This window comes from Pseudomonas sp. JL23, from assembly GCF_056933585.1.
This window is the reverse complement of the sequence record NZ_CM167795.1, coordinates 5,343,614-5,368,822: the sequence shown is the minus strand read 5'-3', so window position 1 is coordinate 5,368,822 and position 25,209 is coordinate 5,343,614. Positions and strand designations below refer to the sequence as shown.

At 61.3% G+C, this 25,209-nt stretch carries 22 protein-coding genes; 8 read left to right on the top strand and 14 right to left on the bottom strand.

Annotated features, from left to right (window positions below; translation table 11 throughout):
• Both AC1Z24_RS24745 and AC1Z24_RS24740 read left to right on the top strand, forming a co-directional pair.
• Entirely contained in the window at window positions 1-864 is an 864-nt protein-coding gene (locus AC1Z24_RS24745) for a DUF72 domain-containing protein (protein WP_483746710.1), read from the top strand.
• Window positions 865-918: 54 nt separating this feature from the next.
• Complete coding sequence (locus AC1Z24_RS24740) at window positions 919-1,752, top strand: isocitrate lyase/PEP mutase family protein (protein ID WP_483743085.1); 834 nt, start codon at window positions 919-921, stop codon at window positions 1,750-1,752.
• 73 nt (window positions 1,753-1,825) lie between these two features.
• On the opposite strand, the gene AC1Z24_RS24735 is transcribed toward AC1Z24_RS24740, so the two are convergent.
• Window positions 1,826-2,455, bottom strand: a complete 630-nt coding sequence (locus tag AC1Z24_RS24735; RefSeq protein ID WP_483743084.1) for an energy transducer TonB — start codon at window positions 2,453-2,455, stop codon at window positions 1,826-1,828.
• A gap of 101 nt (window positions 2,456-2,556) precedes the next feature.
• On the opposite strand from AC1Z24_RS24735, the gene AC1Z24_RS24730 reads away from it, so the two are divergent.
• On the top strand, window positions 2,557-3,339 hold the full coding sequence (locus tag AC1Z24_RS24730; protein WP_259105793.1) for a class I SAM-dependent methyltransferase: 783 nt from the start codon (window positions 2,557-2,559) through the stop codon (window positions 3,337-3,339).
• A gap of 100 nt (window positions 3,340-3,439) precedes the next feature.
• On the opposite strand, the gene AC1Z24_RS24725 is transcribed toward AC1Z24_RS24730, so the two are convergent.
• Entirely contained in the window at window positions 3,440-4,075 is a 636-nt protein-coding gene (locus tag AC1Z24_RS24725; RefSeq protein ID WP_483743083.1) for a TetR/AcrR family transcriptional regulator, read from the bottom strand.
• A gap of 91 nt (window positions 4,076-4,166) precedes the next feature.
• Between AC1Z24_RS24725 and AC1Z24_RS24720 the strand changes: the two genes are divergently transcribed.
• Both AC1Z24_RS24720 and AC1Z24_RS24715 read left to right on the top strand, forming a co-directional pair.
• Window positions 4,167-5,267: an efflux RND transporter periplasmic adaptor subunit gene (locus tag AC1Z24_RS24720; protein ID WP_259105791.1), complete on the top strand. Its 1,101-nt coding sequence runs from the start codon at window positions 4,167-4,169 to the stop codon at window positions 5,265-5,267.
• Between the two features lie 6 nt (window positions 5,268-5,273).
• Window positions 5,274-8,330 (top strand): efflux RND transporter permease subunit, encoded by a 3,057-nt coding sequence (locus AC1Z24_RS24715; RefSeq protein ID WP_483743082.1) that lies wholly within the window; start codon window positions 5,274-5,276, stop codon window positions 8,328-8,330.
• 101 nt (window positions 8,331-8,431) lie between these two features.
• Here the strand turns inward: AC1Z24_RS24715 and AC1Z24_RS24710 are convergent, their stop codons facing one another.
• From AC1Z24_RS24710 to dapE, 8 genes are all read right to left on the bottom strand, one after another.
• Entirely contained in the window at window positions 8,432-8,653 is a 222-nt protein-coding gene (locus tag AC1Z24_RS24710) for a DUF6124 family protein (protein WP_483743081.1), read from the bottom strand.
• A 488-nt stretch (window positions 8,654-9,141) separates the two neighbouring features.
• A complete protein-coding gene (locus AC1Z24_RS24705) occupies window positions 9,142-9,831 on the bottom strand; it encodes a DUF4197 domain-containing protein (RefSeq protein WP_259105788.1) in 690 nt (229 codons plus the stop codon).
• Between the two features lie 91 nt (window positions 9,832-9,922).
• Entirely contained in the window at window positions 9,923-10,321 is a 399-nt protein-coding gene (locus AC1Z24_RS24700; protein WP_483743080.1) for a YbaY family lipoprotein, read from the bottom strand.
• Between the two features lie 189 nt (window positions 10,322-10,510).
• Window positions 10,511-10,858, bottom strand: a complete 348-nt coding sequence (locus AC1Z24_RS24695) for a YbaY family lipoprotein (protein ID WP_483743079.1) — start codon at window positions 10,856-10,858, stop codon at window positions 10,511-10,513.
• Between the two features lie 138 nt (window positions 10,859-10,996).
• On the bottom strand, window positions 10,997-13,492 hold the full coding sequence (plsB, locus tag AC1Z24_RS24690; RefSeq protein ID WP_483743078.1) for a glycerol-3-phosphate 1-O-acyltransferase PlsB: 2,496 nt from the start codon (window positions 13,490-13,492) through the stop codon (window positions 10,997-10,999).
• A 232-nt stretch (window positions 13,493-13,724) separates the two neighbouring features.
• Window positions 13,725-14,102, bottom strand: a complete 378-nt coding sequence (locus AC1Z24_RS24685) for a hypothetical protein (protein ID WP_483743077.1) — start codon at window positions 14,100-14,102, stop codon at window positions 13,725-13,727.
• Window positions 14,103-14,120: 18 nt separating this feature from the next.
• A complete protein-coding gene (locus AC1Z24_RS24680; protein WP_413301453.1) occupies window positions 14,121-14,930 on the bottom strand; it encodes a putative RNA methyltransferase in 810 nt (269 codons plus the stop codon).
• Window positions 14,930-16,081, bottom strand: a complete 1,152-nt coding sequence (gene dapE / locus AC1Z24_RS24675; RefSeq protein ID WP_483743076.1) for a succinyl-diaminopimelate desuccinylase — start codon at window positions 16,079-16,081, stop codon at window positions 14,930-14,932. Before dapE ends, AC1Z24_RS24680 begins: the two co-directional genes overlap by 1 nt.
• Before the next feature lie 119 nt (window positions 16,082-16,200).
• Between dapE and tcdA the strand changes: the two genes are divergently transcribed.
• Complete coding sequence (gene tcdA / locus AC1Z24_RS24670; protein ID WP_483743075.1) at window positions 16,201-17,013, top strand: tRNA cyclic N6-threonylcarbamoyladenosine(37) synthase TcdA; 813 nt, start codon at window positions 16,201-16,203, stop codon at window positions 17,011-17,013.
• A gap of 82 nt (window positions 17,014-17,095) precedes the next feature.
• On the opposite strand, the gene AC1Z24_RS24665 is transcribed toward tcdA, so the two are convergent.
• The 4 genes from AC1Z24_RS24665 to AC1Z24_RS24650 all read right to left on the bottom strand — a co-directional run bounded on the left by AC1Z24_RS24665 (window position 17,096) and on the right by AC1Z24_RS24650 (window position 20,210).
• On the bottom strand, window positions 17,096-17,503 hold the full coding sequence (locus AC1Z24_RS24665; RefSeq protein WP_483743074.1) for a SufE family protein: 408 nt from the start codon (window positions 17,501-17,503) through the stop codon (window positions 17,096-17,098).
• Window positions 17,500-18,705: an aminotransferase class V-fold PLP-dependent enzyme gene (locus AC1Z24_RS24660; protein WP_483746709.1), complete on the bottom strand. Its 1,206-nt coding sequence runs from the start codon at window positions 18,703-18,705 to the stop codon at window positions 17,500-17,502. The genes AC1Z24_RS24665 and AC1Z24_RS24660 overlap by 4 nt, the downstream gene beginning before the upstream one ends.
• 66 nt (window positions 18,706-18,771) lie before the next feature.
• Window positions 18,772-19,806 (bottom strand): 2,3,4,5-tetrahydropyridine-2,6-dicarboxylate N-succinyltransferase, encoded by a 1,035-nt coding sequence (gene dapD / locus AC1Z24_RS24655; protein WP_483743073.1) that lies wholly within the window; start codon window positions 19,804-19,806, stop codon window positions 18,772-18,774.
• A gap of 32 nt (window positions 19,807-19,838) precedes the next feature.
• Window positions 19,839-20,210, bottom strand: a complete 372-nt coding sequence (locus tag AC1Z24_RS24650; RefSeq protein WP_483743072.1) for an ArsC family reductase — start codon at window positions 20,208-20,210, stop codon at window positions 19,839-19,841.
• A 479-nt stretch (window positions 20,211-20,689) separates the two neighbouring features.
• On the opposite strand from AC1Z24_RS24650, the gene AC1Z24_RS24645 reads away from it, so the two are divergent.
• Both AC1Z24_RS24645 and AC1Z24_RS24640 read left to right on the top strand, forming a co-directional pair.
• Window positions 20,690-22,333: a Na+/H+ antiporter gene (locus AC1Z24_RS24645; protein ID WP_483743071.1), complete on the top strand. Its 1,644-nt coding sequence runs from the start codon at window positions 20,690-20,692 to the stop codon at window positions 22,331-22,333.
• Between the two features lie 176 nt (window positions 22,334-22,509).
• Entirely contained in the window at window positions 22,510-25,200 is a 2,691-nt protein-coding gene (locus tag AC1Z24_RS24640) for a DUF3616 domain-containing protein (RefSeq protein ID WP_483743070.1), read from the top strand.
• Window positions 25,201-25,209 lie beyond the last annotated feature (9 nt).

The following is a 25,209-nucleotide window of genomic DNA, read 5'->3' as shown; positions in this document are numbered from 1 at the left end:
CTGCCTGGTGACATCCTGCCTTACTACATCGGTTGTCCGTCCTGGGGTGATAATGCCTGGCGCGGCTCGTTGTATCCGCCGCAAACCCGCAACAACGAAATGCCTGATCTGTACGCCCAGGTCTTCAATGCCGTCGAAGGCAATACCACTTTTTATGCACGTCCCGCCGCTTCTACAGTGCAGCGCTGGGCGCAAGTGTGGCCGGCGCACTTTCGTTTCACCGCCAAATTCCACGGCGATATCAGCCACGGTGGTGATCTGCGCGATCGGCTGCAGGCCGCCGAAGAGTTCATGCAACTGCTCGCGCCCTTGGGCGCCCGGGTCAGCCCTTTCTGGCTGCAGCTGTCCCGCAGTTTCACGCCCAATCGCCTGGGTGAACTGGCAGCCTTTATCGACGCCCTTGAGTGCCCGCTGGCGGTAGAGGTGCGCAACATGGCCTTCTTCGAAAAAGGCGAAGAGGAGCGCATGCTCAACCGCCTGTTGCTCGATCGCGGTGTCGAGCGCATCTGCCTGGATTCGCGGCCGCTGTTCAGTTGTGTTTCCGGCGACCCTGCGGTGCTCCATGCGCAATCGAAAAAGCCCAAGGTGCCGCTGCGCCCGGCGGCCATGACGCAGTTTCCGCAGGTGCGCTTTATCGGCCATCCTTTGCTGGAGGCCAATGACCCGTTTCTCGCCCCTTGGGTCAGCAAAGTCGCCGAGTGGATCGAAGAAGGCCGCACACCTTATGTGTTTCTGCATACCCCGGACAATATCCAGGCGCCGGACCTGGCCCGCCGCTTTCATCAGCAATTGATGGCACGCTTGCCGGGCCTTGCGCCCCTGCCGGAGCTCAAGCCCGAGATCGAACAGCTGGGTTTACTCTGACAAACCCTGTACATGTGGCTACCCTGTGTAGAACATTGCCCAGGGAGTAAGCACATGGATTCGCTGCAACGGCTTCGTGCACACACGTTCAAAGCGCTGCATGAGCGCAAAAGCGCTTTTATCGTCGCCAATCCCTGGGATGCCGGTTCCGCCAAACTGCTGGCCGCAATGGGGTTTGAAGCACTGGCGACCAGCAGTGCGGGCCTGGCCTTCAGCCTGGGGCGTACCGATGGTGACGGCGGTATCAACCGTGACGAGACCCTTGAAAACATCCGGCAGATCATTGCCGCCACAGCCTTGCCCATTACCGCTGACCTGGAAAACGGTTTTGCCCATAGCCCGGAAGGCTGTGCAGAGAACCTGCGCCAGGCCATTGCCTGCGGTATCGTCGGCGCGTCCATCGAAGATGCCAGCGGCAAGGCCGAAGCACCTATCTATGCATTCGAGCATGCCGTAGAGCGGGTCAAGGCTGCGGTAGAAGTGGCTCGCAGCATGCCGTTTCCCTTCATGCTGACCGCCCGTGCGGAGAATCTGCTGCATGGCCGTACGGACTTCGCTGACACCCTGCGCCGTCTGCAAGCCTATGCCGAAGCTGGCGCGGATGTGCTGTATGCACCGGGTTTGCAGACGCGGGATCAGATTGCGGCAGTGGTCAAGGCGGTGTCGCCCAAGCCTGTCAATGTGCTGATGGGCCTGGAAGGCGTGGCGTTGTCGGTACGCGATCTGAGCGAGCTGGGCGTCAAGCGCATCAGCGTCGGCTCATCCCTTGCGCGGGCGGCCTTTGGCGGCCTGCTGCGGGCGGCCGAGGAGATGCGCGACCATGGCACCTTCACCTATGCCGAACAGGCGATGCCGTTTGCCAGGTTGAATGGGTTATTCAAGGATTGATGTCTATTGTGGGACCGGCTTTAGCCGGGAAGGCGTATTCCCGGCTAAAGCCGGTCCCACAGTCATCTGTGAATCAGGCAGCCATCCGCAGATTCTGCAGAATGATCGGACGGGCCCAGCCGCTATCAAAGTTGAGTGCGCGCTGTTGTTCGCTCATTTCGTGTTCGCTGAACGGCTCGGCAGGCGGTGGCAGCAGATCCCATTCGAATTCGGCAATCGGCAGGTGCAGAGGTTTTGGCTGCGGGCCTGGGCCAGGGTTGACGGTGTCGTCGTACGGGTTGAGCACATTTGGGCGGACCCAGTTGTTCTCCACGTCCAGGTGGCGCTGCTGGGCGATCATGTCGCTGATGCTGAACGGCTCAGGCGCCGGTGGCAGCAGGTTCATTTCGAATTCGGCAATCGGCAGAAACAGCGGCTCAGGCGGCTTGCGCTCGGCATCCACCACCGGGCAGCCGCGCTGCTCGACGATCTTGCCCAATACTTGCGCACCGGCAACCGGTTCGCCGGTACTGCTGTCGACACTCACGCTGAAGGTCGGTGCAGCCGGTTCGTTGGCGTTATCGTCGACACCCTGGGCCATCGCCCGGCTGAACGCATCCTGCCACAGCTGCGTAACGCCGCCGAGCACACGGGTATTGGGTACGCTGTAATCGCCAGCGTAGGCCAAGTAACCGATTGAGGATGAGGTCTGAATGTCTGACATAGCGCTCAGTACATACCGTGGGTTCTGGCAAAATGCCGGATACTTTGTTTATCGGCAGTTTTTGCCAATCATTAATACTTTTTTGAGCGTGCGGACACACAATGAGTGAGCAACAAGCGGGCAGTCGAATCCGGGTCGAAGCCCTGGCCGGTCAGAGCCAGGAGCAGGCCGCCAAGTGGGCGGGGCGCCTGGGTCTGCCGCTGGAGGATGACAGCGCCGATTTCGCCTTGCAGGTCAGCAGCGACGGCTTGCAACTGCAACAACTGGGCGACGATGTGCCTGGCCCGGTGCGGGTGGATTTCGCCGAGGGTGCGGTCGCCCACAGGCGGTTGTTCGGTGGCGGCAGCGGGCAGATGATCGCCAAGGCCGTGGGCATTCAGCCAGGCGTGCGACCCAGCGTGCTCGATGCCACGGCGGGGTTGGGCAAAGACGCGTTCGTCCTCGCCAGCCTGGGTTGCGAGATGAGCCTGATCGAGCGCCAGCCGATCATTGCCGCGCTGCTGGAAGACGGTCTTGCACGGGGTGCCAACGATGCCGACGCGGGCCCGATCACCCGTCGCATGCGCCTGTTGACCGGTAACTCCATCGAGTTGATCCGCGCCTGGGAAGGCACGCCACCGCAAGTGATTTACCTTGATCCGATGTTTCCCCATCGGGAAAAAACCGCGCTGGTGAAGAAAGAAATGCGCCTGTTTCGCCCGTTGGTGGGTGATGACATGGACGCCCCGGCGCTGCTCGAAGCCGCCCTGGCCCTGGCCAGTCACCGGGTCGTGGTCAAGCGCCCGCGCAAGGCACCGTGCATCGACGGGCCCAAGCCTGGGTATGCGTTGGATGGTAAATCCAGTCGTTATGATGTGTATCCGAAGAAGGCCCTGAAGACCTGATGCCACACCTGTTGGAGCGAGGCTTGCCCGCGAATGATTCAACGTGCAATGCCTGAAGGACCGTGTCGCGCCGTTCGCGGGCAAGCCTCGCTCCAACGATTCAGGCCTGATACGCCCGCATAAACAACCCCACCACATCCTGCACATGCTGCTCTTCGATGGCCGGGTCCAGCTCGTCGCACAGACCGATCATCAGGCGGAAATTGCACGCGCCCTTGAGCAGGCTGAAAAAGTGCTCGGCTGCGGTTTTCGCCGAAGGGAAGTGCAGGGCGCCACACGCCTGGATCTGTATCAGCACCCGCTCCATTTCCATCAGCAAACGCTGTGGCCCGGCTTCGAAGAAGATCTTCGACAGCTTCGGGTCCTGACTGCCCAGGGTCACCATCAGCCGGTGCAGTTCGATGGATTCGGCGCTGTTGGCCAGGGTATTGAAGCCGCGGCCGATGCTCAGTAGCACGGTTTCGACCGACTGGCCGCTGTTGAGATTGAAAAACAGCTCGGGGATCTGCTCTTCGCAACGCGCCACCACGGCGGCGGAGAACAGCGTCTCCTTGTCGGTGAAGTGGTTGTACACCGTGAGTTTCGAGACCCCCGCTTCGGTCGCCACGGCATCCATGCTGGTATTGGCATAGCCATTACGCACGAACAGATTTTTCGCGGCTTCGAGGATGGCCTGGCGTTTGGCCAGGTCCTTGGGACGGCCGGGGCCGGATGCGCCTGTAGAATTGTCGGACATAAACGTTTTAATAGTGGACTCTTGAGTTCGGTAATTCTTAATATACTGGCGAGTACAATTATTCCAAGCTCTGACTGCAAAGGTCTTCACTATGTTCCGCGATGCCTTGTCTCTTGTCCTGCCATTAAGCCTGGTGTCGTTACTGGCCGCCTGTGGTCAGGAAGTCGCACCTCCTGCCAGTGTTCGTCCTGCCATGGTAGTGCAGCCGCTGCCATCCTCACAGTCGGCAGACAGTTATCCCGGTGAAGTTCGTGCCCGTTTCGAGCCGGACCTGGCCTTCCGCATCGGCGGCAAGGTCAGCAAGCGCCTAGTGGAGGAAGGCCAGCGGGTCAAGGCCAATCAACCGCTGGCCGAGCTGGATGCCCAGGATGTGCGCCTGCAACTGGACGCCACCCGCGCCCAGGTCGCCGCCGCCGAGGCCAACCTGCAGACGGTCCGCTCCGAGCGTGATCGCTACAGGGCGTTGGTGGACAAGCAGATGGTCAGTCATTCGCAGTTCGATAATGCCGAAAACCTTTATCGCGCCGGTGAAGCCCGCCTCAAGCAGCTCAAGGCCGAGCTGACCGTCGCCGACAATCAGACCAGCTACACCGTATTGCGTGCCCAACAGGATGGCGTAGTCACCAAACGCCTGGTGGAAGTCGGCCAGGTAGTCGCCGCCGGGCAAACCGTATTCACCCTGGCCGCCGATGGCGAGCGCGAAGTGCTGATCGGCCTGCCAGAGCAGAGCTTCAACCGCTTCAAGGTCGGCCAGGCCGTGTCGGTGGAACTGTGGAATCAGCGCGACCAGCGTTTCCAGGGACGCATCCGTGAGCTGTCGCCGGCCGCTGATCCGCGTTCGCGAACCTTCGCTGCACGCATTGCCTTCAGCAGCGGCAAGATCCCTGCCGAACTGGGCCAGAGTGCACAGGTGTTTATCCAGTCCGAACAGGCGGTGCCTTTGGCGGTGCCGTTGTCGGCCCTGACGGCGGAAAACGGCAATACCTATGTCTGGCAGTTGCAGGCCGACGACACCCTCAAGCGCATCCCGGTACAGATCGGCCCTTACGGCCAGGAGACCGTGCCGGTGCTCAAGGGCCTGGCCGCCAGCGACTGGGTCGTCGCAGCGGGGGTGCATGTATTGCACGAAGGGGAGAAAGTCCGGCCGGTGGATCGCAATAACCGCACGATCAAGCTGGCGGCGAAGGAGTAGGCACGGATGCGTTTCAATCTTTCCGAATGGGCGCTGAGTAACCGCCAGATCGTGCTGTACCTGATGATTGTCCTGGCTCTTGTTGGAGCAATGTCCTACACCAAGCTGGGGCAGAGCGAAGACCCGCCGTTCACCTTCAAGGCCATGGTCGTACGCACTCTGTGGCCCGGCGCCAGCGCTGAAGAAGTGGCGCGTCAGGTCACCGACCGTATTGAAAAGAAGCTGATGGAAACCGGTGAATACGAACGCATCAGTTCGTTCTCCCGGCCCGGTGAGTCGCAGATCATTTTCGCCGCCCGTGACTCGATGCTGTCCTCGGCGCTGCCGGATCTGTTCTATCAACTGCGCAAGAAAACCGGCGATATCCGCCAGACCCTGCCGCAAGGCATTCAAGGCCCGTTCTTCAACGATGAATTCGGCACCACCTTCGGCAATATCTACGCCCTGACCGGTGACGGCTTCGACTACGCAGTGCTCAAGGACTACGCCGACCGCATCCAGATCCAGCTGCAACGGGTCAAGGACGTCGGCAAGATCGAACTGATCGGCCTGCAGGACGAGAAGGTCTGGATCGAGCTGTCCAACGTCAAGTTGGCCACCCTCGGCCTGTCCCTGCAAGCGGTGCAGCAGGCCCTGGAAGCGCAGAACGCGGTGCAGGCCACCAGCTTCTTTGAAACCCCCACCGAGCGCGTGCAGTTGCGGGTGACCGGGCGTTTCCTCTCGGTGGACGAGATCCGCAACTTCCCCCTGCGCGTGGGTGACCGCACGCTGCGCATCAGCGATCTGGCCGAGGTGCATCGCGGCTTCACCGATCCACCGTCGCCACGCATGCGCTTCATGGGCGATGACGCCATCGGTCTGGCCGTATCGATGAAGGATGGTGGCGACATTCTGCAGTTGGGTCACGCGCTGGAGGGCGAGTTCGAGAAGATCCAGCGCAACCTGCCGGTGGGCATGCAACTGCGCAAGGTGTCCGATCAACCGGCGGCGGTGAAAACCGGGGTTGGCGAGTTCGTGCATGTACTGGCCGAAGCCTTGGGCATCGTCCTGCTGGTGAGTTTTTTCTCCCTGGGCATGCGTACCGGGCTGGTGGTTGCACTGGTTATCCCGTTGGTATTGGCCATGACCTTTGCCAGTATGTCGTTCTTCGGCATCGGCCTGCACAAGATCTCCCTGGGGGCGCTGGTACTGGCCCTGGGCCTGCTGGTGGACGACGCGATCATCGCCGTGGAGATGATGGCGATCAAAATGGAGCAGGGCTTCGACCGGCTCAAGGCGGCCAGTTATGCCTGGACCAGCACGGCGTTCCCCATGCTCACCGGGACCCTGATCACCGCCGCTGGCTTTCTGCCCATTGCCACCGCCCAGTCCAGTACCGGCGAATACACCCGCTCGATCTTCCAGGTGGTGACCATTGCCCTGCTGGCATCGTGGGTAGCGGCGGTGGTGTTCGTGCCTTATCTGGGGGATCGGCTGCTGCCGGACCTGGCGAAGATCCACGCGGCCAAACATGGCAGCGGCCCTCACGACCCTTACGACACCCGGTTCTATCGTCGGGTGCGCGGGGTCATCGAGTGGTGCGTACGCTGGCGCAAGACGGTGATAGTGCTCACCGTCGGCCTGTTTGTGCTGTCGATCCTGATGTTCAAGTTTGTGCCGCAACAGTTCTTCCCGGCCTCGGGGCGACTGGAGTTGATGGTCGACCTGAAACTGGCCGAAGGCGCCTCGTTGAATAACACCGCCGATCAGGCCAAGCGATTGGAGGCGATGCTCAAGGACAAGGTCGGCATCGATAACTATGTGGCCTATATCGGCACCGGTTCGCCGCGTTTCTACCTGCCGCTGGATCAGCAATTGCCCGCAGTGAGCTTTGCCCAGTTCGTGGTGCTGGCCAAGACCATCGAAGACCGCGAGGCCCTGCGTACCTGGTTGATTGATGCGCTGAACGAGCAATTCCCGACCCTGCGTTCACGGGTCACGCGCCTGGAAAACGGCCCGCCTGTGGGTTATCCGGTGCAGTTCCGCGTCTCCGGCGAGCATATCGAGGAAGTCCGCGCCCTGGCGCGCAAGGTCGCGCTCAAGGTGCAGCAGAATCCCCATGTGGCCAACGTCCATCTGGATTGGGAAGAGCCGAGCAAAGTGGTGTACCTCAACGTCGATCAGGACCGCGCCCGGGCCCTCGGCGTGACCACGGCGGATTTGTCGCGCTTCCTGCAAAGCTCCCTGACCGGTTCCAGCGTAAGCCAGTACCGTGAGGATGACGAACTGATCGAAATTTTGCTGCGCGGCACGCCGGAAGAACGTCAGCAACTGGGTTCCCTGGCCAGCCTGGCGATTCCTACGGCCAATGGCGCCAGTGTCTCACTGTCCCAGGTGGCGACGCTGGAATACGGCTTCGAGGAAGGTGTCATCTGGCACCGCAATCGCTTGCCGACGGTGACCGTTCGCGGTGATATCTACGGCAAGGAACAGCCGGTAACCCTGGTTAAACAGATCCTGCCGACTCTGGACGACGTGCGCGCGCAACTGCCGGACGGTTATTTGTTGGAAGTGGGTGGCACGGTGGAGGATTCCGAGCGCGGGCAGAAGTCGGTGAATGCCGGGGTGCCGCTGTTCATTGTGGTCGTGCTTACGCTGCTGATGGTGCAACTGCGCAGCTTCTCGCGGATGTTCATGGTCTTCCTTACCGCACCCTTGGGGCTGATCGGCGTGACCCTGTTCCTGCTGGTCTTTCACCAACCGTTCGGCTTCGTCGCCATGCTGGGCACCATCGCCCTCTCGGGGATGATTATGCGCAACTCGGTGATTCTGGTGGACCAGATCGAGCAGGACATCACGGCGGGCCTGACGCCGTGGAACGCTACGGTGGAAGCCACGGTACGCCGCTTCCGCCCCATCGTGCTGACCGCCCTGGCGGCGGTGCTGGCGATGATCCCGCTGTCACGCAGCGTGTTCTATGGACCGATGGCGGTCGCGATCATGGGCGGGCTGATTGTCGCGACGGCGTTGACGCTGCTGTTCCTGCCGGCGCTGTATGCGGCGTGGTTCAGGGTGAAAAAATAAAGTGTGGGCCGGCTTGCTGGCGATGGCGTCGGTGCGGTCACTGACGCCCTTGCGAGCGCTTCGCACTCGATCGCCACCAAGGCGGCTCCCACGGTTTTGCGCTAACTCGTTTGATGCTCGCTGATCAGGTTCAGCAACTCATCAGCCAGGGCCTTGGCCATATCGATCAAATACAGCCCGGCAAACGCCAGATTGCGGTCGGAACCTGTGTGTTGATCGCCTGCTTCATAGATCACCGCCGCCGCGCATCGCAGCAGGTCGAACAGGCGAGTCAGGAGTTCTTCGAAGGTGTGGGGTGGGTCGGGGACGAGCTTTTTAATCATGGTGTAGCCTCGTAAGTTTTGGAGCCTTCTCATTGCCGTTTCCACACGGCGAAGAGGTGGCAGCTATGAACGGGGTGGAAAACCGAGTCACGAGCACCCCGGCCAGACCGAAGTCTGCCCGAACATAGCTGCCATAAAGCCTTACCCGAAGGTAAATAACCTGAGGCACTGATGCGTTCGTAAAAGACAGGTTTCCACACCCGGCCACTGATTTCAGCGGCGGGACGCAGGCTAATTCCTGAATCTGACGAGCACAAGCGGGGGAGGATTGTTTAGGAAATTTCACTCAAAGGATAGAGAGCGATCCTTCGGAATCGTCTCATTTGATGTGGTCAAAATGGCAGCGGGTAGTACATAACTATCTGAATTAACGACATCCTGTAGGACCGGCCGGGCGGCGCTCGGCTTTAGCCGGGAGAGCGTCATCAGTTTCAAAGGCGCCCTCCGGCTAAAGCCGGTCCTACGGATCATTGCATTCCAATCCGACGTTACAGCGCGCCAAATACCTTCTTCGCCAGGCTGGTCGCAGCCGCTGCCGGGTTGGCGCGGATGCTTTCTTCCTGCTTGGCGATCATTTCAAACAGGCCGTTCAGCGCCTGTTCGGTCACGTAGTTTTCGACGTTGGCCGACTTGCTGTCGATCACACCGAATGAAGCGGCCTGGCTGGCGAAGGCGTTGTACTTCTGGGCCACGCCGACCTTGTCGGTGGCTTGCTTGACGATGGGCAGGAACTTGGCGCGAATCTGTTCACGGCTGCTCTTGTCCAGGTATTGGGTGGCTGAGTCCTTGCCACCGGCCAGAATGCCCTTGGCGTCGGACACGCTCATTTTCTTCACGGCATCGACCAGCAAAGCCTGAGCCTGAGGCACTGCTGCTTCGGCAGCCTGGTTCATGCTGTTCTCCAGTTGATCGACCTGATCACCCATGCCGAACTGCTTCATTTTCTTGGCAGCCTTGCCCAGGTTGCCCGGCAACTCGATGCGCACGTCCTTGTTGTTGCTGAAACCACCGGGCACGCCCAGTTGTTTGACCGCAATCTGCGCGCCCTGGCTGAGGGCGTCTTTCAGGCCGCCGGTGGCGTCGGACTGCGACAGATCGCCCAGCGACAGGGCAAAGGCGTTGGCCGACAGCAGCAGGCCGCTGCACAGGGCGGCGAAACCGAGGGAAGAGCGGAACATAGGGGCATCCTTTTCTAAATAAAGCTTTCTTGAAAACTGCGGGCAGCGCCATTGCACGATGGCGCTGCTCTGGTCGGGAAGATCCCAGGCGTCAGCGCGCCGGATTCAGGCGAATGCGCAACGGCTGTGGATCCTTGCCGTCCAACTGTACGCCATGCCGTTCGGTGGTGACGAATAGAAGTTGTCCATCCGATTCGATTCGCGCACTGATTGCGTACTGATGGCCGGGCTGGATTTGCGTCGGATCGTAATGCAAATGGAAGGGCAGCGGCACCTGGCCTTTGACCGGGCCGTTTTGCTGGGCGAGGACCAAAGCCGGGGCGTCGGCGAGGGAAACGTCCTGCAGGCTGACCCTCAGGGTGGCGGTCGGCGGCAAGGCCATGCGTTGCAGGTAGAAGACTTCGCCGTCGAGGCTGGCGGGAGTGGACGGTTGCAGGTTGCTGCAGGCGCCGAGCAGGGCGGCCATCAGCAATAGGGTAAGTTTTTTCATGGGCCTATCCATATTTTCCGGTTGCGCTGACAAAGAGCTTGCGCGAGGGGGCGGAATTTAAAGGATTTGCCCGCGCGGATCAGCACCTGAGATGTCCTGTTACATAGTCTAGGCAAGTTGCAGGATGGATGCTTGCGGGAGGGATAAGCGAGGGCGGCACATTGAGTCGATGTGCCGCTTTGGGGGCGATCAGCCGTTGACTTGAACCACCTGAATTCTCAGGCCGTTCTGATCAGCATCAGTCAGCGGCATGGAGTGGATCGAATCATTGATCCACAACAAGCGGCCTTGCTGTTCAATGCGTGCCGACAGGGCATAGAGATGGCCTTGAGGCAACAGCCGGGCGTTATAGCCGAGTTCGAAGGGCAGAGGCACTTGTCGGGTAACGTCGGTTTGGCTGACTGCAATTACGGTTGCAGAGGCGTCCTGAACAGTGATGTCATTCAGCGTGACCGTCAGGGTGCAGCCCTCAGGCAATGCAATGCGTGGCAGGTAATAAACTTCGCCTTGCAGGCGGGTAACGCGTTCACTGGTCATTTCAATTTCCTTATTGAAAGAAGTGCCGAAAGTGGCACGGACGAAAAGTTAGCAGTGAACGAAATGTTCGTAGCGCTAAATAAAGCTTCGTCCGTCAATCGACACTCTTTCTCGGAAATTTCTTACGAATCCCGCGAATTACTCCTGTTTTTCCGGAACTTCACTCTCTTGCTCGTTGCGATGCAACGCCACTTGGCGAATCGACAGACGAATCTCCGCCGGCAGCACCCGCTTCGCCGCGCCTTCGGCCAGTTCGCCAAGCAGTTCGTGATAACCCAGTTTGCCGTTGCTGTCGCGACGCAATACGTCGAGGTCGATCAGAGTCTGGATGAAGTGACGGAACAGGCTTTTGTCGAAGAATTCCGGCGCGTTGAGGCCGTGCAGAATCGACAGGCGCTGGGCCATGATCGTGCACAGGTCTTCCAGTTCTTCGGCGTTGAGGGTGTTTTTGCCGCTGTTGAGCAACAGGGCAATGGCCATGTAGAAGCGCTGCAGGGTCTGGGCGATGGCCCTGGACAGCAGGGTCAGCAACACGAACTCTCGCGAGCTGGGCGCCGGACGAAGATAGACATCGTTTTCAAAGCGCAGCAGGCCTTGTTCGACAAAGGCTTCGAGCCACTGATCGACCACCCCGTCCAGCTCCTGCATCGACCAGCGAATAAACAGCTCCGATTGCAGGTACGGATACAGCGCATGGATGTAGCGCAGCAGCTGTTCGCGGCTCATGCGCGACGAGCTTTGGAAGAAACTCGCGAGCAGTGCGGGCAGGGCAAAGATGTGCAACACGTTGTTGCGGTAGTAGGTCATGAGCACGGCGTTCTGCTCATCCAGATACAGAATCCGGCCCAGGGCGTCCTTTTGCTCGGACACCAGGTCCATGGCCTTGACGTGCTCGATCAGCGCCCGGCCATCGCCTTCGGGCAAGGTGGTGTGGGGCGAATAGGGCACGCGACGCAGCAGGGTCAGGTATAGCTCGAGCACACGTTCCATGGCCTGATCGTCCAGCGCCATGCGTTGCGTCGACAGCAGGGCGAGAGCCACCAGGTTGACCGGGTTGATCGCCGCCGCTTCGTTCAGGTGCCGGGCGACACGCTCACCCAGGCGATTGGTGGTTTCGTTGAGCCAGGCCGGTTTGAATTGCGGGCCCAGCTCCTGTTGGCGCCAGTCCGGTTGCTCGTGATCGAGGAACTCGGCCAGTTTGATCGGCGCGCCGAAGTTGACCGAGACCTGGCCGAAGCGCTGCTTGAGGGCGCCGATGACTTTGAAGATGTCGAAGATCGACTCTTTCTTCTTCGCCGCGCCGCGCAGTTCGCCGAGGTAAGTGCGGCCTTCCAGGACCCGTTCGTAGCCGATATACACCGGTACGAAGACGATGGGCGTGCGCGAGTTGCGCAGGAAGCTGCGCAGGGTGATGGCGAGCATGCCGGTCTTGGGTTGCAGCATGCGCCCGGTGCGCGAGCGGCCGCCTTCGACGAAGTACTCCACCGGAAAACCCTTGGTGAACAGGGTGTGCAGGTATTCGTTGAATACCGCGGTGTAGAGCGGGTTGCCCTTGAACGTGCGGCGCATGAAGAACGCACCGCCACGGCGCAGCAGGCCGCCGATGACCGGCATATTGAGGTTGATGCCGGCGGCGATATGCGGTGGCGTCAGGCCATTGCGGAACAGCAGATAGGACAGCAGCAAATAGTCGATATGGCTACGGTGGCAGGGCACATAGATGATCTCGTGGCCCGGCGCGACATCCTTTACGCCATCGATATGGCTGACCTTGATACCGTCATAGATCTTGTTCCAGAACCAACTGAGCACGACTTCGAGAAAGCGGATCGCCGAGTAGGTGTAGTCCGAGGCGATTTCATTGCCATAGCGCAGGGCCTGTTCCCGGGCCTTGGCTTCGGGGATTTTCTCGCGCTCGGCTTCTTCGAGGATGGCCTGCTTGACCAGCGGCTCGTCCACCAGGCCCTTGACCAGATTGCGCCGGTGCGACAGGTCGGGGCCGATCACGGCGGTCTTGAGGTTGCGGAAATGCACGCGCAACAGGCGCTGGCTCATGCGCAGGGTCAGTTCGTAACCCTTGTTTTCATTGACCAGCTCGCGCAAGTGGATAGGCGCGGAGAACTGCACCCGGGTCTTGCGGCCGAGGATCAGGATGCTGACCAGTTTGCGCAGGCGCCCGGTGACCGCCCAACTGTCGGCGAACAGCAGTTTCCATGGGCTCGATTCACGGTCCGGTGACTGGCCCCAGAACACGCTGACGGGAATGATCTGCGCGTCTTCGCCGGGGTTCTGGCTGACTGCACCGACCAGCCGTTCAAGTACCGGCGGGGCGCCGCGCTTGTCCTGACGACCGAGCCAGTCCGGCTCCGGGGTCAGGTAGAAGAACGCCGCCGGCTCCATCATGCCGCCCACCGCCACCGGCAGGATCGGCCGAGGCAGACCGGCCTTGCGACATTCCGTATCGATCACCGCCAGGTCGCTCAGGGACGGCGACTGCAAGGCGTAGAACACCGGCCGGCTGCGATCCAGATTGAGGGTGAAGGACGACTGATTGATGGTTTCCGAGCGCACCCACAGATACAGCAGGCGGCGCAGGGTGCCGAACACAAGACGGCGAAACGGGGATCGGGTCATACGGCTTCTGCTGTATTGGAAGGGGCGGGCAAGGGTTTGGCCGGATTTTTGGTGGATAGTTCGCAATGGGCCAAAAGATCTGGCTCATCTGAATCAACGTGTGAACCTTTGGGACCGGCTTTAGCCGGGAAGGCGATATTCAAGGCGATGGATATGCATCGAATGTACCGGCCTCTTCCCGGCTAAAGCCGGTCCCACCTCCGTACGGTGTCGGTCGCGTGATCGCGCGGTATCAGGAGGTATGCCAGGTAATTTCTTCTTCACCGTCAGCACTGATGCGCATCCAGCGATCGGCGGCTTCATCGCTTTCGTCCTCGATCCAGGTGCCCGGTGCGCAGCGCACTTCGACGTTCAGCGCGGCGAAGGCGGCGCGGGCGCAGGCGATGTCGTCTTCCCACGGGGTCTTGTCGCTGTCCAGGCACAGGCTGTTCCATTTGCCTACAGCCTTGGGGATCCACACCACCGGAATGCCGTTAGCGGTGCATTTCCAGGTCTGGCCTTTCTGCGCCCAGTCGCTGCACGGACCAATGGCGTCGGTCAGCCAGGCAGTGATGGCCTTGTGATCAACGTCGGCGTCTTTCAGGTAAATCTCGATATCGGGCTGGCGCATAAGGGCCTCAATTGAATGCTATTGCAGTACGAAGTAATCGTAACGCATGGATACGGTGACCTTGAACGGTCCTGGCTGGTCGATGACCTGGGCGCGACGCTCGGCGCTGGCCCGCCAGCCGTGTGGCGTCATGGCCAGCAGATCGGCGCGGGACTGGCCGTCGATCAACTTGAGGCTGTAGCGCAGGGTTTCGCTGTGTTGCAACTGCATGCCCTCGGGCACCAGGGCCAGGTGTTTGTCATCAGCGTAGTCGCGGACTTCGTCGTACAGGCGCTGGCGCAGTTCCATCAGGTGATCGTTGGTCGGGCCGACACGCATCAGGCCGCCACCCGGGCTGAGCAGGCGCTTGGCCTCGTTCCAGTCCAGGGGGCTGAACACGCTGGCGAGGAACTGGCAACTGGCATCGGGCAACGGCACCCGTGCCATGCTGGCAATCAACCAGGTCAGCTGCGGGTTGCGCTTGCAGGCACGCTTGACCGCTTCCCGGGAAATGTCCAGGGCATAGCCGTCGGCGTGGGGCAGGGCTTCGGCGATCTGCGCGGTGTAGTAACCCTCGCCACAGCCGATGTCGAGCCAGCGTGCCGGATTGCGCTCGGCCGCCAGTTCGGCCAGGCGCCGCGCCACCGGGGCATAGTGCCCGGCATTGAGAAAGTCGCGGCGGGCTTCGACCATGGCCTGGTTGTCGCCAGGGTCGCGGCTGTTCTTGTGCTGCACCGGCAGCAGGTTCAGATAGCCCTGGCGGGCGCGGTCGAAACGGTGGTTGGCCGGGCAGACCACACCGTTATCGACGTTCGCCAGGGGCGCTGAGCAGATCGGGCAAGTCAGCATCAGGCGAGCAACTTGACCAGGGTCTGGTAGTAGATCTCGGTCAGCACGTCGAGATCGCTGGCCAGGATGCGCTCGTTGACCTGGTGAATGGTGGCGTTGACCGGGCCCAGTTCCACGACCTGGGTGCCCAGGGTGGCGATGAAGCGGCCATCGGAGGTGCCGCCGCTGGTGGAGGCCTTGGTGTCGCGGCCAGTGACCGCCTTGATGCTGGCCGACACGGCGTCGAGCAAGTCACCCGGCTCGGTGAGGAACGGCAGGCCGGACAAGGCCCAGTCCACATGCCAGTCCAGACCGTGCTTGTCGAGGATGGTGGCGACGCGCTGTTGCAGGCCTTCGACGGTGGATTCGGTGGAGAAGCGGAAGTTGAACACTGCCGTCAGCTCGCCAGGGATGACGTTGGTCGCGCCGGTGCCGGAGTTGAGGTTGGAAATCTGGAAGCTGGTCGGCGGGAAGAAATCGTTGCCGTTGTCCCAGTGCTCGGCGGCCAGTTCAGCCAGGGTCGGGGCGACCAGATGGATCGGGTTCTTCGCCAGATGCGGATAGGCCACGTGCCCCTGCACGCCGCGTACGGTAAGGGTCGCGCCCAGGGAGCCACGACGGCCGTTCTTGACCACGTCACCGACCAGGGTGGTGCTCGACGGCTCGCCGACGATGCACCAGTCCAGGCGCTCCTTGCGCGCCGCCAGACGCTCGACCACGGCCTTGGTGCCATGATGGGCCGGGCCTTCTTCGTCGCTGGTGATCAGGTAGGCGACCTTGCCCCGATGATTTGGGTATTCGCTGACGAAACGTTCAGTTGCAATAATCATCGACGCCAGGCTGCCTTTCATATCGGCGGCGCCGCGGCCGCAAAGCATGCCGTGCTCGTCGATCAGGGCATTGAACGGGTCGTTCTGCCAGGCCTGGACCGGGCCGGTCGGGACCACATCGGTATGACCGGCAAAGCACAGCACCGGGCCATCACCTTCGCCGTGGGTCGCCCAGAAGTTGTCCACATCTTCGATGCGCATCGGCTCAAGCTTGAAGCCGACAGCGCCCAGGCGCTTCATCATCACGGCCTGACAGTCAGCATCCAGTGGAGTGACCGACGGACGGCGAATCAGGTCGCAGGCGAGCTGCAGGGTAGGCGTGAGATCGGCTGGGGCCGTCATGAACAGGACTCCGGTGGCAGGATTCAAAGCATGAAAAGGCGGCTATCTTAAAGCAAAACCATGTGTAACGGCGCCATAAGGCGCTCTATACTGCGCGCCGGTTTTTTGAGGTAAGGCCCATGAGCACTGAAGATCCGCGTTTTGCCGGTATCGCCCGTTTGTACGGCATCGAAGGCCTGGAGCGTTTGCGCGCCGCCCACGTCGCTGTGGTCGGTATTGGCGGCGTCGGCTCGTGGGCGGCGGAAGGCATGGCCCGCACGGGCGTGGGCGAGATTTCCCTGTTCGATATGGACGATGTCTGTGTCAGCAACAGCAATCGCCAGTTGCACGCCCTTGAGGGGACGGTAGGGCGACCCAAGGTCGAGGTCATGGCCGAACGGCTGCGAGCGATCAACCCGGATGTGGTGGTTCACGCGGTAGCTGACTTCGTCACCCGCGAGACCATGGCCGACTACATCACGCCAGAGATCGACTGCGTGCTCGACTGCATCGACAGCGTCAACGCCAAGGCCGCGCTGATTGCCTGGTGCAAGCGGCGCAAGATCCAGATCATCACCACCGGCGGCGCGGGCGGGCAGATCGATCCGACCCAGATCCAGGTCTGTGATCTCAACCGCACCTATAACGACCCGCTCGCGTCGAAAGTGCGTTCGACCCTGCGCCGCGACTACAACTTCTCGCGCACACCCAACCGCCACTACAGCGTGCCCTGCGTGTTCTCCACCGAACAGCTGCGCTACCCCAAGCCGGACGGCAGCATCTGCCTGCAGAAGAGTTTTGTTGGCGATGGCGTCAAGCTCGACTGCGCCGGTGGGTTCGGTGCGGTGATGATGGTCACCGCAACCTTCGGCATGGTGGCGGCGACCAAGGCGGTGGACAAGATTGTGGCGGGTGCGCGTCGGCCTTCGGAGCGGGTCAAGGCTAACCCATGAAGCAGAGCACTCTGTAGAGCGGCTTTAGCCGCGAGAACGTCCTCCCGGCTAAAGCCGGTCCCACAGAGAAGCCATTTCAGCGTTAGCTAAACGCCATCTTGCGCATACGCTGCAGCACGGCGTTCAGGCCGTTGCTGCGCGAGGGCGAGAGCTGGCGGCTCAACCCTAGTTGTTCGAACCAGCCGGGCAGGTCGACTTGCTGCAGCTGCGCCGCAGACAAGCCGTTGACCCGTGCCAGCAGCAACGCCACCAGCCCGCGAATCAACCGCGCATCGCTGGCCGCGCGAAACTGCCAGTGACCGTCCTCGACACTGCCCAGCAGCCAGACCTTGCTTTCGCAGCCATGCACCCGGTAGTCGTCGCTCTTCTCTTCGTCGCTCAGGGCAGGCAGACGCTCGCCCCATTGCATCAGCAGGCGTGTGCGCTGCTCCCAGCCTTGCGGTTGGCCGAAGATATCCAGGGCTTCCTGGGCTTGGCTCGGCAGGCTCATCGCAGCAAGTCCAGGGCCTGATCCAGGCCGTTGAAGAAGTGCTGGATATCCTCCGAGTCGTTATACAGGCCCAACGACACGCGCAACGCGCCGGGCAGGTCGAGGCTTTGCAGCAGCGGCATGGCGCAATGATGCCCGGCACGCACGGCAATGCCTTGCTCCGTCAGCAGATGGGCAAGGTCGGCATTGTGCACGCCATCGACGACAAAGCTGGCCAGGGCCAGTTGCGGCGCGCCGAGCAGATGCACGCCGTCACGCTGGCGCAGGCCGTCGCGCAGCAGTTGATGCAGGGCTGCTTCGTGTTCGAACACGGCGTCCTGATCCAGCTCGCCCAGGTAATCGAGTGTGGCGCCGAGGCCGATCACCCCGGCAATCGGCGGCGTACCGGCTTCAAAGCCCAGGGGCGCGGGGCGGAAGCTGGCCTGATGGAAGTCGGTGGTCAGGACCATTTCGCCACCAAACTGCCAGTGATGCAGACGTGTCAATGCGTCGTGGCGGCCATAGAGCACGCCGACGCCGTCAGGGCCATAGAGCTTGTGGCTGGAAAATACATAGAAGTCGCAGCCCAGTGCCTGCACGTCATGGCGCCCATGGACCACACCCTGGGCGCCATCGACCACGGTCAGGGCGTTATGGGTTTGCGCCAGTTTGAGCAGGGCAGGCAGCGGCTGCCAGGTGCCGAGCACGTTGGACAGTTGGCTGACGGCGAGCAGGCGGGTCTTGGGGCCGATCAACTGGCTGGCAGCGGCCAGGTCGATCAGGCCATTGGCGTCCAGCGGCAATACCACCAGCTTGAGGCCGCGACGCTGCGCCAGTTGCTGCCAGGGCAGCAGGTTGGCGTGGTGCTCCAGGGCGCTGACGACGATTTCGTCATCGGCCACGAACTCATGCTCCAGGCCATAGGCCAGCAGATTGAAGGCCGGGGTGGCGCCGTGGGTGAAAATAATCTGTCCGGATTCACCGGCATTGAGCCATTGACCGACATGGTTGCGACTGTCTTCGAAGGCCTGTGTCGCGAGCATGCCCGGCATATGCTGGGCACGATGGACGTTGGCCGCGCCATTGACGTAATAACGCGTCAGGGCGTCGATCAGGGCCTGGGGTTTTTGTGCAGTCGCGGCGCTGTCCAGATAGGTCTGGCCTTGCCGTTGCAGTTCGGCGATGGCTGGAAAGTCAGCACGCCAGGGGGAGGGCAGGAACATGGTCATCGATATAACCCGGTGAAGCGGGTCCGGGCCGCGAAGGCCCGAACCCGGAGGCAGCATCGATCAGTTGTGAGCGTGCAGCGCTTCGTTCAGCTCGACCGCGGACTTGCGGGTCTTGCACTCTACCGCGCCGGTCTGCGAGTTGCGCACGAACAACAGGTCAGGCTGGTTGGCCAGTTCACGTGCCTTGACCACTTTGACCAGCTTGCCCTGGTCGTCCAGCAGGGCGACTTTGGTCCCAGCGGTAACGTACAAACCGGATTCGACGGTGTTGCGATCGCCCAGCGGGAAACCGATACCGGCGTTGGCGCCGATCAGGCAGCCTTCACCGACCTTGATCACGATATTGCCGCCACCGGACAGGGTGCCCATGGTCGAGCAACCGCCGCCCAGGTCCGAACCCTTGCCGACGAAGACGCCTGCAGAAACGCGGCCTTCGATCATGCCAGGGCCTTCGGTGCCGCCGTTGAAGTTGACGAAGCCTTCGTGCATCACGGTGGTGCCTTCGCCGATGTAGGCACCCAGGCGCACACGAGCGCTGTCAGCGATACGCACGCCGCTTGGCACCACGTAGTCGGTCATTTTCGGGAACTTGTCGACGGAGAACACTTCCAGCAACTCACCCTTGAGACGCGCTTCCAGTTGACGCTCGGCCAGTTCGCCCAGGTCTACGGCGCCCTGGCTGGTCCAGGCAACGTTCGGCAGCAGCGGGAAGATCCCGGCCAGGCTCAGGCCGTGCGGCTTGGCCAGGCGATGGGACAGCAAATGCAGTTTGAGGTAGGCCTCAGGGGTGGAGGTCAGCGCGGCATCTTCGGCCAGCAGCGTGGCGACCAGCGGCTTGTGGCTCTCGGCCAGACGGGTCAGGAGGGCAGCCTGGGCGGCATCGACGGACTTGAGCGCATCGGCCAGCTTTGAAGCCAGGTCGGTGGTGAAGGTGATCGCCTGGTTGCCGCCGGTGTAGCCCAGGATCGGCGCAATGGCAGCGACCAGTTCGGCAGACGGATTGAGCAGGGGCTGGGCGTAGAAAACTTCCAGCCAGGTGCCTTGACGGTTTTGAGTGCCAACGCCGAAGGCCAGGCTGAACAGGGAAGTGGACATGTAAATACCTCTAGATTAAAAGGCCATCTCAATCAGGCGATGGCCGCTGCGTACAGTTCAGGTTTAAAGCCAATCAGGGTTTTGTCGCCGAGATCCAGCACCGGGCGCTTGATCATCGAAGGCTGCGCAAGCATCAGTTCGATAGCCTTGGCCTGATCGAGATCGGCCTTCTGCGCATCGTCGAGCTTGCGAAAGGTCGTACCGGCGCGGTTGAGCACTACCTGCCAACCGTGTTCGTTGCACCACTGCGTCAGGTGCTCACGATCGATACCGACCGCCTTGTAATCGTGGAACTGGTAGTCCACACCCTTTTCATCGAGCCAGGTGCGAGCCTTTTTCATGGTGTCGCATGCTTTGATGCCGTACAGGCTGATAGCGCCGTGGCCACTGGTGGAATTGCCCATCGCCAGAACGTCCCCATGGAATCAAAAAAAACAGCCGGGGATTATGCCATGCCATTGCATCCGGCGCCCGGTCTGTCTCGATATCGCGGCGGCGTGTGACTGGCTGCAAGCTCTATACACCATGGGGGATGACAGGATGCTGTATGGCAGGTGTTTATTTTTTGTGTTGCACAGTGTTGGCATTAACGGTCTGAAGTGGGGCGAGATTTAGTGTAGGGGCTGCCGAAGGCTGCGAATGGGGTTTGGCTCATATGCCGCTTTCGCAGCCTTCGGCAGCTTCTACAGATCTGTGGTGCCAATGAAAAACGTTACATCGGCCTGTAGTTGCGTTCCAGATGTCCGGCTGTGGGCAATTTCGGATTTTTTGGTAGGCAAAAAATCGCCCCCTTCATACCTAGGTGTAAGGCACAGCACAGGCCTGAGCGGCTAGGATGGGATTCAGCCATCTGGAGCGTTCAGCGCCTGTCAGGAATATCTGCATGCAAACTGCCTACACCGTCCTTATCCTGCTGACCTTGGTTGCAGTGTCCAGGCCCCTCGGGCGGTTGCTACCCGTGCCATTGCCGCTGGTGCAGATCGCCGCGGGTGCGTTGTTGGCCTGGCCGACCCTGGGATTGCATGTGGCGCTGGACCCGGAGCTGTTTCTGTTCCTGTTTTTACCGCCGTTGCTGTTCTCCGACGGCTGGCGCATGCCCAAGCGTGAATTGTGGCGCTATCGCGGGCCGATCGTGACGCTGGCGGTGGGCCTGGTTTTATTTACTGTGGTCAGCGCAGGCTATTTCATTCACTGGTTGTTGCCCGATATTTCGTTGCCCCTGGCTTTTGCCCTGGCGGCGGTGCTGTCACCTACGGATGCCGTGGCGGTGTCGGCCATTGCCCGCGATCGTATGCCAGGCCCGCTGATGTATATGTTGCAGGGCGAGGCCCTGATGAACGACGCCTCGGGCCTGGTGACCTTCAAGTTTGCCCTCGCTGCGGCGCTGACCGGATTGTTTTCCCTGGCCGATGCCAGCCTGACCTTCGTCCTGGTGGCCTGTGGCGGCCTGGCCATTGGTGTGGCATTGAGCTGGTTGGTCGGGCGCATGCGCGGCTGGATGATCGATCGCGGCTGGGATGACCCGGCAGCCCATGTGGTGTTCATGCTGCTATTGCCGTTTGCCGCTTATGTGCTGGCCGAACGCCTGGGCGCATCGGGCATTCTTTCCGCCGTCGCCGCAGGAATGATGCAGAGCTGGGTCGATTTGCTGCCGCGCCAGACCAGTACCCGTTTGCTAAATCGCAGCGTTTGGGCGCTGTTGGAGTTCGCTTTCAACGGCCTTATCTTTCTGCTCCTGGGCCTGCAACTGCCGGACATCATCAGTGCGGTGGTACATGACCAGCCGACGCTGTGGCCGGTATTGTTCTGGCGTTGCCTGGAGGTGTTGGCGATTTTCCTGGTGCTGCTGGCCCTGCGTTTTGTCTGGGTGCAGGTGTTCTGGCGGCTGCGGGTGCTGATTGATAACAAGCTCGGCCGGGACAGCGCCACCGGCGTATTGACGGCCCGGGCCTGTTGGTTGCTGACGGTTGGCGGCGTGCGCGGCACGGTAACCCTGGCTGGCGTGTTGTCGGTGCCGATGTTGATGGGCGCCGACGTGGTGTTTCCGGTGAGGGACATGATGGTATTCATCGCCGCCGGGGTGATCCTGTTGTCGCTGATCTCGGCCTGCGTGGCCTTGCCGCTGTTGCTGCGCGGTATCGCCCTGGCGCCGGATCAGGCGACGAAGCAAGAGGTGCAGCAGGCCTGGAAAAGCACGGCCGAAGCCGCCATTCGTGCACTCGAGGCCGATGCGCCAGCGCCAGGTGATGGCCCGGTGGAGGCTGCGCAAGCGGCCATGGCTACCGAGGTCAAGGCGCGAATCATGTCGGAGTATCGCCATCAACTGGAGGTGTTCAATGACACCTCGGAGGCGCAGGCGCTGGCCTGGCGCATGGACCAGCTGGAGCGCCGCCTGCGGGTCAGCGCCTTGCGTGCGCAGCGTCTGGAGCTTTACGCGCTGCGGCGCCATCACAAGATCGGCGATGACGCCTTACGCCAGGTGTTGAGCGAACTGGACCTGATTGAGGCGCGGTTTTCGGCGCGGTGAGTGGAGCCGATCGCTGATTGATGGCTTTTGACAGGAGCGGCTTCAGCCGCGAGCGCGTGCTCCCGGCTGAGGCCGGTCCTGCGGGGGGACTCACGGGTTTTCTGCCCCCCTGAAACGAATTCGTCAAAATCCATTGTTACGGTCGCGTATCCATTTTGATACAGAGCCCGGACATCATGGCCACTACCACTGAATCGATCACCTCCTATTACAAGAATATTCTCGGTCGTGAGCCCGATGCTGCAGGTCTGGCCTACTGGACCGCGCAGGTAGAGTCCAGCGGCGCAAAACTCTCGGATGTGGTGAGCAGTTTCACCACCTCGACCGAGTCGGTGACCACGGTACAGCCGATCATTGCGTTGTATCAGGCCGCTTTTGGCCGTACTCCCGACACCGCAGGTCTGCAGTACTGGACGCAGCAGGTACGCAGCGGCACCTCGCTGGATGATGTGACCCATTCGTTCGCCGGGTCCACCGAGTTCGCCAACGTAGCGGGTGGATCTGTCTCTCAGCTGGTTTCCACGCTCTATCAAAACACCTTGGGCCGTGCCCCGGATGCGGCGGGCCTGGCGTACTGGAGCGCGCAGTTGAGTAATGGCGGCAGTGTTTCGGGCCTGCTGTCTTCTATCACTGCCTCTTCTGAAGGGCAGAGTGCCACCGCTGACAAGGCTCAGGTCGTCCTGACCTATCAGGCAATCGTCGGTCGTTCACCCAGCAATACCGAGCTCAACACCGCGCTACAGTTCAAGGGTGCCCAGAGCACCGCAGATCTGGTCAACAAGCTGGCGACTAACCTGATCACCAACGGCGACCCGGCCACAGCACCCACGGCGCCGACCACACCCACCACGCCGGCCAACCCGGTGACTCCAGTCGATCCGCCCGCCCCGCAGCCCACCGAGTTCACCTTCAAACCCAAGGTCGGCAGCACCTTCGGTTCGTCCGACGCATCGGGCGTAGTGGCGTGGGGTAACTACATCATCGTCGGCGATGACGAAGCCAACGTGGTGCGGGTGTACGACAAAAACGGTGGCCCGGCCATCAGCGAATTCAACTACGGCACCGCGCTGGGGCTCACCGGTGAGATGGACTTCGAAGCCATGACCCTGGTGGGCAGCAATCTGTATCTGACCGGCTCCCACAGTAACGACAAGAAAGGAGTGGAGGCCCCTGGTCGCGAGGTGATTACCAGCTTGAAAATCACCGCCGTCGACGGCAAGCCGACTTTCTCGGTGACCACCGACAAATACACCGGTCTGGTTGCCGCGCTGACCGCCTGGGATGCCTCGGGCGCGAACGGCAAGGCAGCGGGTTATTACGGTTTTGCCACGTCAGCCGGTGCGGGCATTGCTCCAGAGAACACCAACGGCTTCTCCATCGAAGGCATGACCACCTCGAGTAACGACAGCGCCCTGTGGCTGGGCTTTCGCGCCCCGCAGATGGACAACGTCGCACGCGATAAAGCCTTGATCATCTCCTTGAGCAACTACAAGGACGTGCTGGCCGACAGCACCAAGGCGCCGAACTTTGAAGCCATCGAACTGAACCTGGGCGGTCGCGGTATCCGCTCCATCGACAAGGCCAGCGACGGCAGCGGCTACCTGATCATTGCCGGTCCTTCGGGCGGCGCCAGCGCAGATGTGCCGAACGATTTCCGCTTGTTCACCTGGGACGGTGACAAGACCCACCAGCCGGTCGAGCGGGATAACAACCTCGATGCCTTGCTCAAGGCCACCGGCGGCAGCTTTGAATCCATTGCTTCGCCCGCCAGTATCAAGGCAGGCACCCAGATCCTGTTGCTGCAGGACAACGGCGACACCGTGTGGGCTGGCCAGACCCAGGCATCCAAGGACCTCAACGCTGCCGATCAGCAGTTCAAAGGCAATCTGGTGACCGTCGGCAACCCGGTGACCGATACCACCGCGCCCAAGCTGGTCGGCAGCACGCCAGCGAATGCGGCGACCGGGGTATCGAAGAATACCACCAGCATTACCCTGACTTTCGACGAAGGCGTGGCGCTGGGCAGTGGCAAGATCGTGCTCAAGGACGGCAACGGCAATGTGGTGCAGACCTTCGACAACGCCAGCACGGGCGTGAAGGTGGACTACAACAAGGTCATTCTGACCCCGACTGCCAAGCTCGCCGCCAATACCCAATACAGCGTCGAGCTGCAGTCCAACGCCGTGGCCGATCACTACAACAACGCCATCGCCAGCCAGAACCTCAGCTTCAAGACCGGCGAAGTGCCGCACTACAATCTGCTGATCAGCGAAGTGGCATCCAACTCAACGGGTGGTGACTTCGTCGAGCTGTATAACTACGGCACCACTGCCATTGACCTGTCCAACTGGAAGTTCACCGACTCAGACGGCAAGACCTTCGTCTCGGGTGTTTCCCTGGGCAGCAACCTGCAGATCGCCGCTGGTAAGACCCTGGTCATTGCTTCGGTGAAAGACTCGGCTGCGGGGGCATTCAAAACGGCCTGGAACCTGACGGGTGCCAGCAACGTCATCAACGTTGACGGCCCGGGCCTTGGCAAAGGTGATGGCGTGGTGATCTACGACCAGAACGGTAACGTGGCGACGGCCTTCAACTACGGTGCTGCAGCGTTTGACGCGGACGGCGCGTCCATCACGACCTCCGCCATTACCAGCGGCACATTCAAAGCCGGCAGCCATACCGGCACGGCGTTTGGCGGCTCGAAGGACAGCTATACGGCGGTATGGGACCAGACGTCCACCAGCGACCCGCACTACACCTATGCCAAGGCGGGCACTCTGGGCGCCTATGCCCAAGTGGCTGATGCCAACTCCATTGGCTCGCCGGGCGTGGACATTACCCTGACAGGTCAGCCGCTGGCTGCCTGATCCAGTGCT

What these genes read in the sequence shown, in the direction of transcription:
- AC1Z24_RS24680 (WP_413301453.1), bottom strand. Translation starts at nt 14,930, where the DNA reads ATGCTGACTTGCCCGATCTGCTCAGCGCCCCTGGCGAACGTCGATAAC.
- dapE (WP_483743076.1), bottom strand. Translation starts at nt 16,081, where the DNA reads ATGACGGCCCCAGCCGATCTCACGCCTACCCTGCAGCTCGCCTGCGAC.
- AC1Z24_RS24740 (WP_483743085.1), top strand. Translation starts at nt 919, where the DNA reads ATGGATTCGCTGCAACGGCTTCGTGCACACACGTTCAAAGCGCTGCAT.
- AC1Z24_RS24725 (WP_483743083.1), bottom strand. Translation starts at nt 4,075, where the DNA reads ATGTCCGACAATTCTACAGGCGCATCCGGCCCCGGCCGTCCCAAGGAC.
- AC1Z24_RS24730 (WP_259105793.1), top strand. Translation starts at nt 2,557, where the DNA reads ATGAGTGAGCAACAAGCGGGCAGTCGAATCCGGGTCGAAGCCCTGGCC.
- plsB (WP_483743078.1), bottom strand. Translation starts at nt 13,492, where the DNA reads ATGACCCGATCCCCGTTTCGCCGTCTTGTGTTCGGCACCCTGCGCCGC.
- AC1Z24_RS24735 (WP_483743084.1), bottom strand. Translation starts at nt 2,455, where the DNA reads ATGTCAGACATTCAGACCTCATCCTCAATCGGTTACTTGGCCTACGCT.
- AC1Z24_RS24650 (WP_483743072.1), bottom strand. Translation starts at nt 20,210, where the DNA reads ATGGGCAATTCCACCAGTGGCCACGGCGCTATCAGCCTGTACGGCATC.
- AC1Z24_RS24720 (WP_259105791.1), top strand. Translation starts at nt 4,167, where the DNA reads ATGTTCCGCGATGCCTTGTCTCTTGTCCTGCCATTAAGCCTGGTGTCG.
- AC1Z24_RS24640 (WP_483743070.1), top strand. Translation starts at nt 22,510, where the DNA reads ATGGCCACTACCACTGAATCGATCACCTCCTATTACAAGAATATTCTC.
- AC1Z24_RS24715 (WP_483743082.1), top strand. Translation starts at nt 5,274, where the DNA reads ATGCGTTTCAATCTTTCCGAATGGGCGCTGAGTAACCGCCAGATCGTG.
- AC1Z24_RS24705 (WP_259105788.1), bottom strand. Translation starts at nt 9,831, where the DNA reads ATGTTCCGCTCTTCCCTCGGTTTCGCCGCCCTGTGCAGCGGCCTGCTG.
- AC1Z24_RS24700 (WP_483743080.1), bottom strand. Translation starts at nt 10,321, where the DNA reads ATGAAAAAACTTACCCTATTGCTGATGGCCGCCCTGCTCGGCGCCTGC.
- AC1Z24_RS24695 (WP_483743079.1), bottom strand. Translation starts at nt 10,858, where the DNA reads ATGACCAGTGAACGCGTTACCCGCCTGCAAGGCGAAGTTTATTACCTG.
- tcdA (WP_483743075.1), top strand. Translation starts at nt 16,201, where the DNA reads ATGAGCACTGAAGATCCGCGTTTTGCCGGTATCGCCCGTTTGTACGGC.
- AC1Z24_RS24710 (WP_483743081.1), bottom strand. Translation starts at nt 8,653, where the DNA reads ATGATTAAAAAGCTCGTCCCCGACCCACCCCACACCTTCGAAGAACTC.
- AC1Z24_RS24645 (WP_483743071.1), top strand. Translation starts at nt 20,690, where the DNA reads ATGCAAACTGCCTACACCGTCCTTATCCTGCTGACCTTGGTTGCAGTG.
- AC1Z24_RS24685 (WP_483743077.1), bottom strand. Translation starts at nt 14,102, where the DNA reads ATGCGCCAGCCCGATATCGAGATTTACCTGAAAGACGCCGACGTTGAT.
- AC1Z24_RS24660 (WP_483746709.1), bottom strand. Translation starts at nt 18,705, where the DNA reads ATGTTCCTGCCCTCCCCCTGGCGTGCTGACTTTCCAGCCATCGCCGAA.
- AC1Z24_RS24665 (WP_483743074.1), bottom strand. Translation starts at nt 17,503, where the DNA reads ATGAGCCTGCCGAGCCAAGCCCAGGAAGCCCTGGATATCTTCGGCCAA.
- dapD (WP_483743073.1), bottom strand. Translation starts at nt 19,806, where the DNA reads ATGTCCACTTCCCTGTTCAGCCTGGCCTTCGGCGTTGGCACTCAAAAC.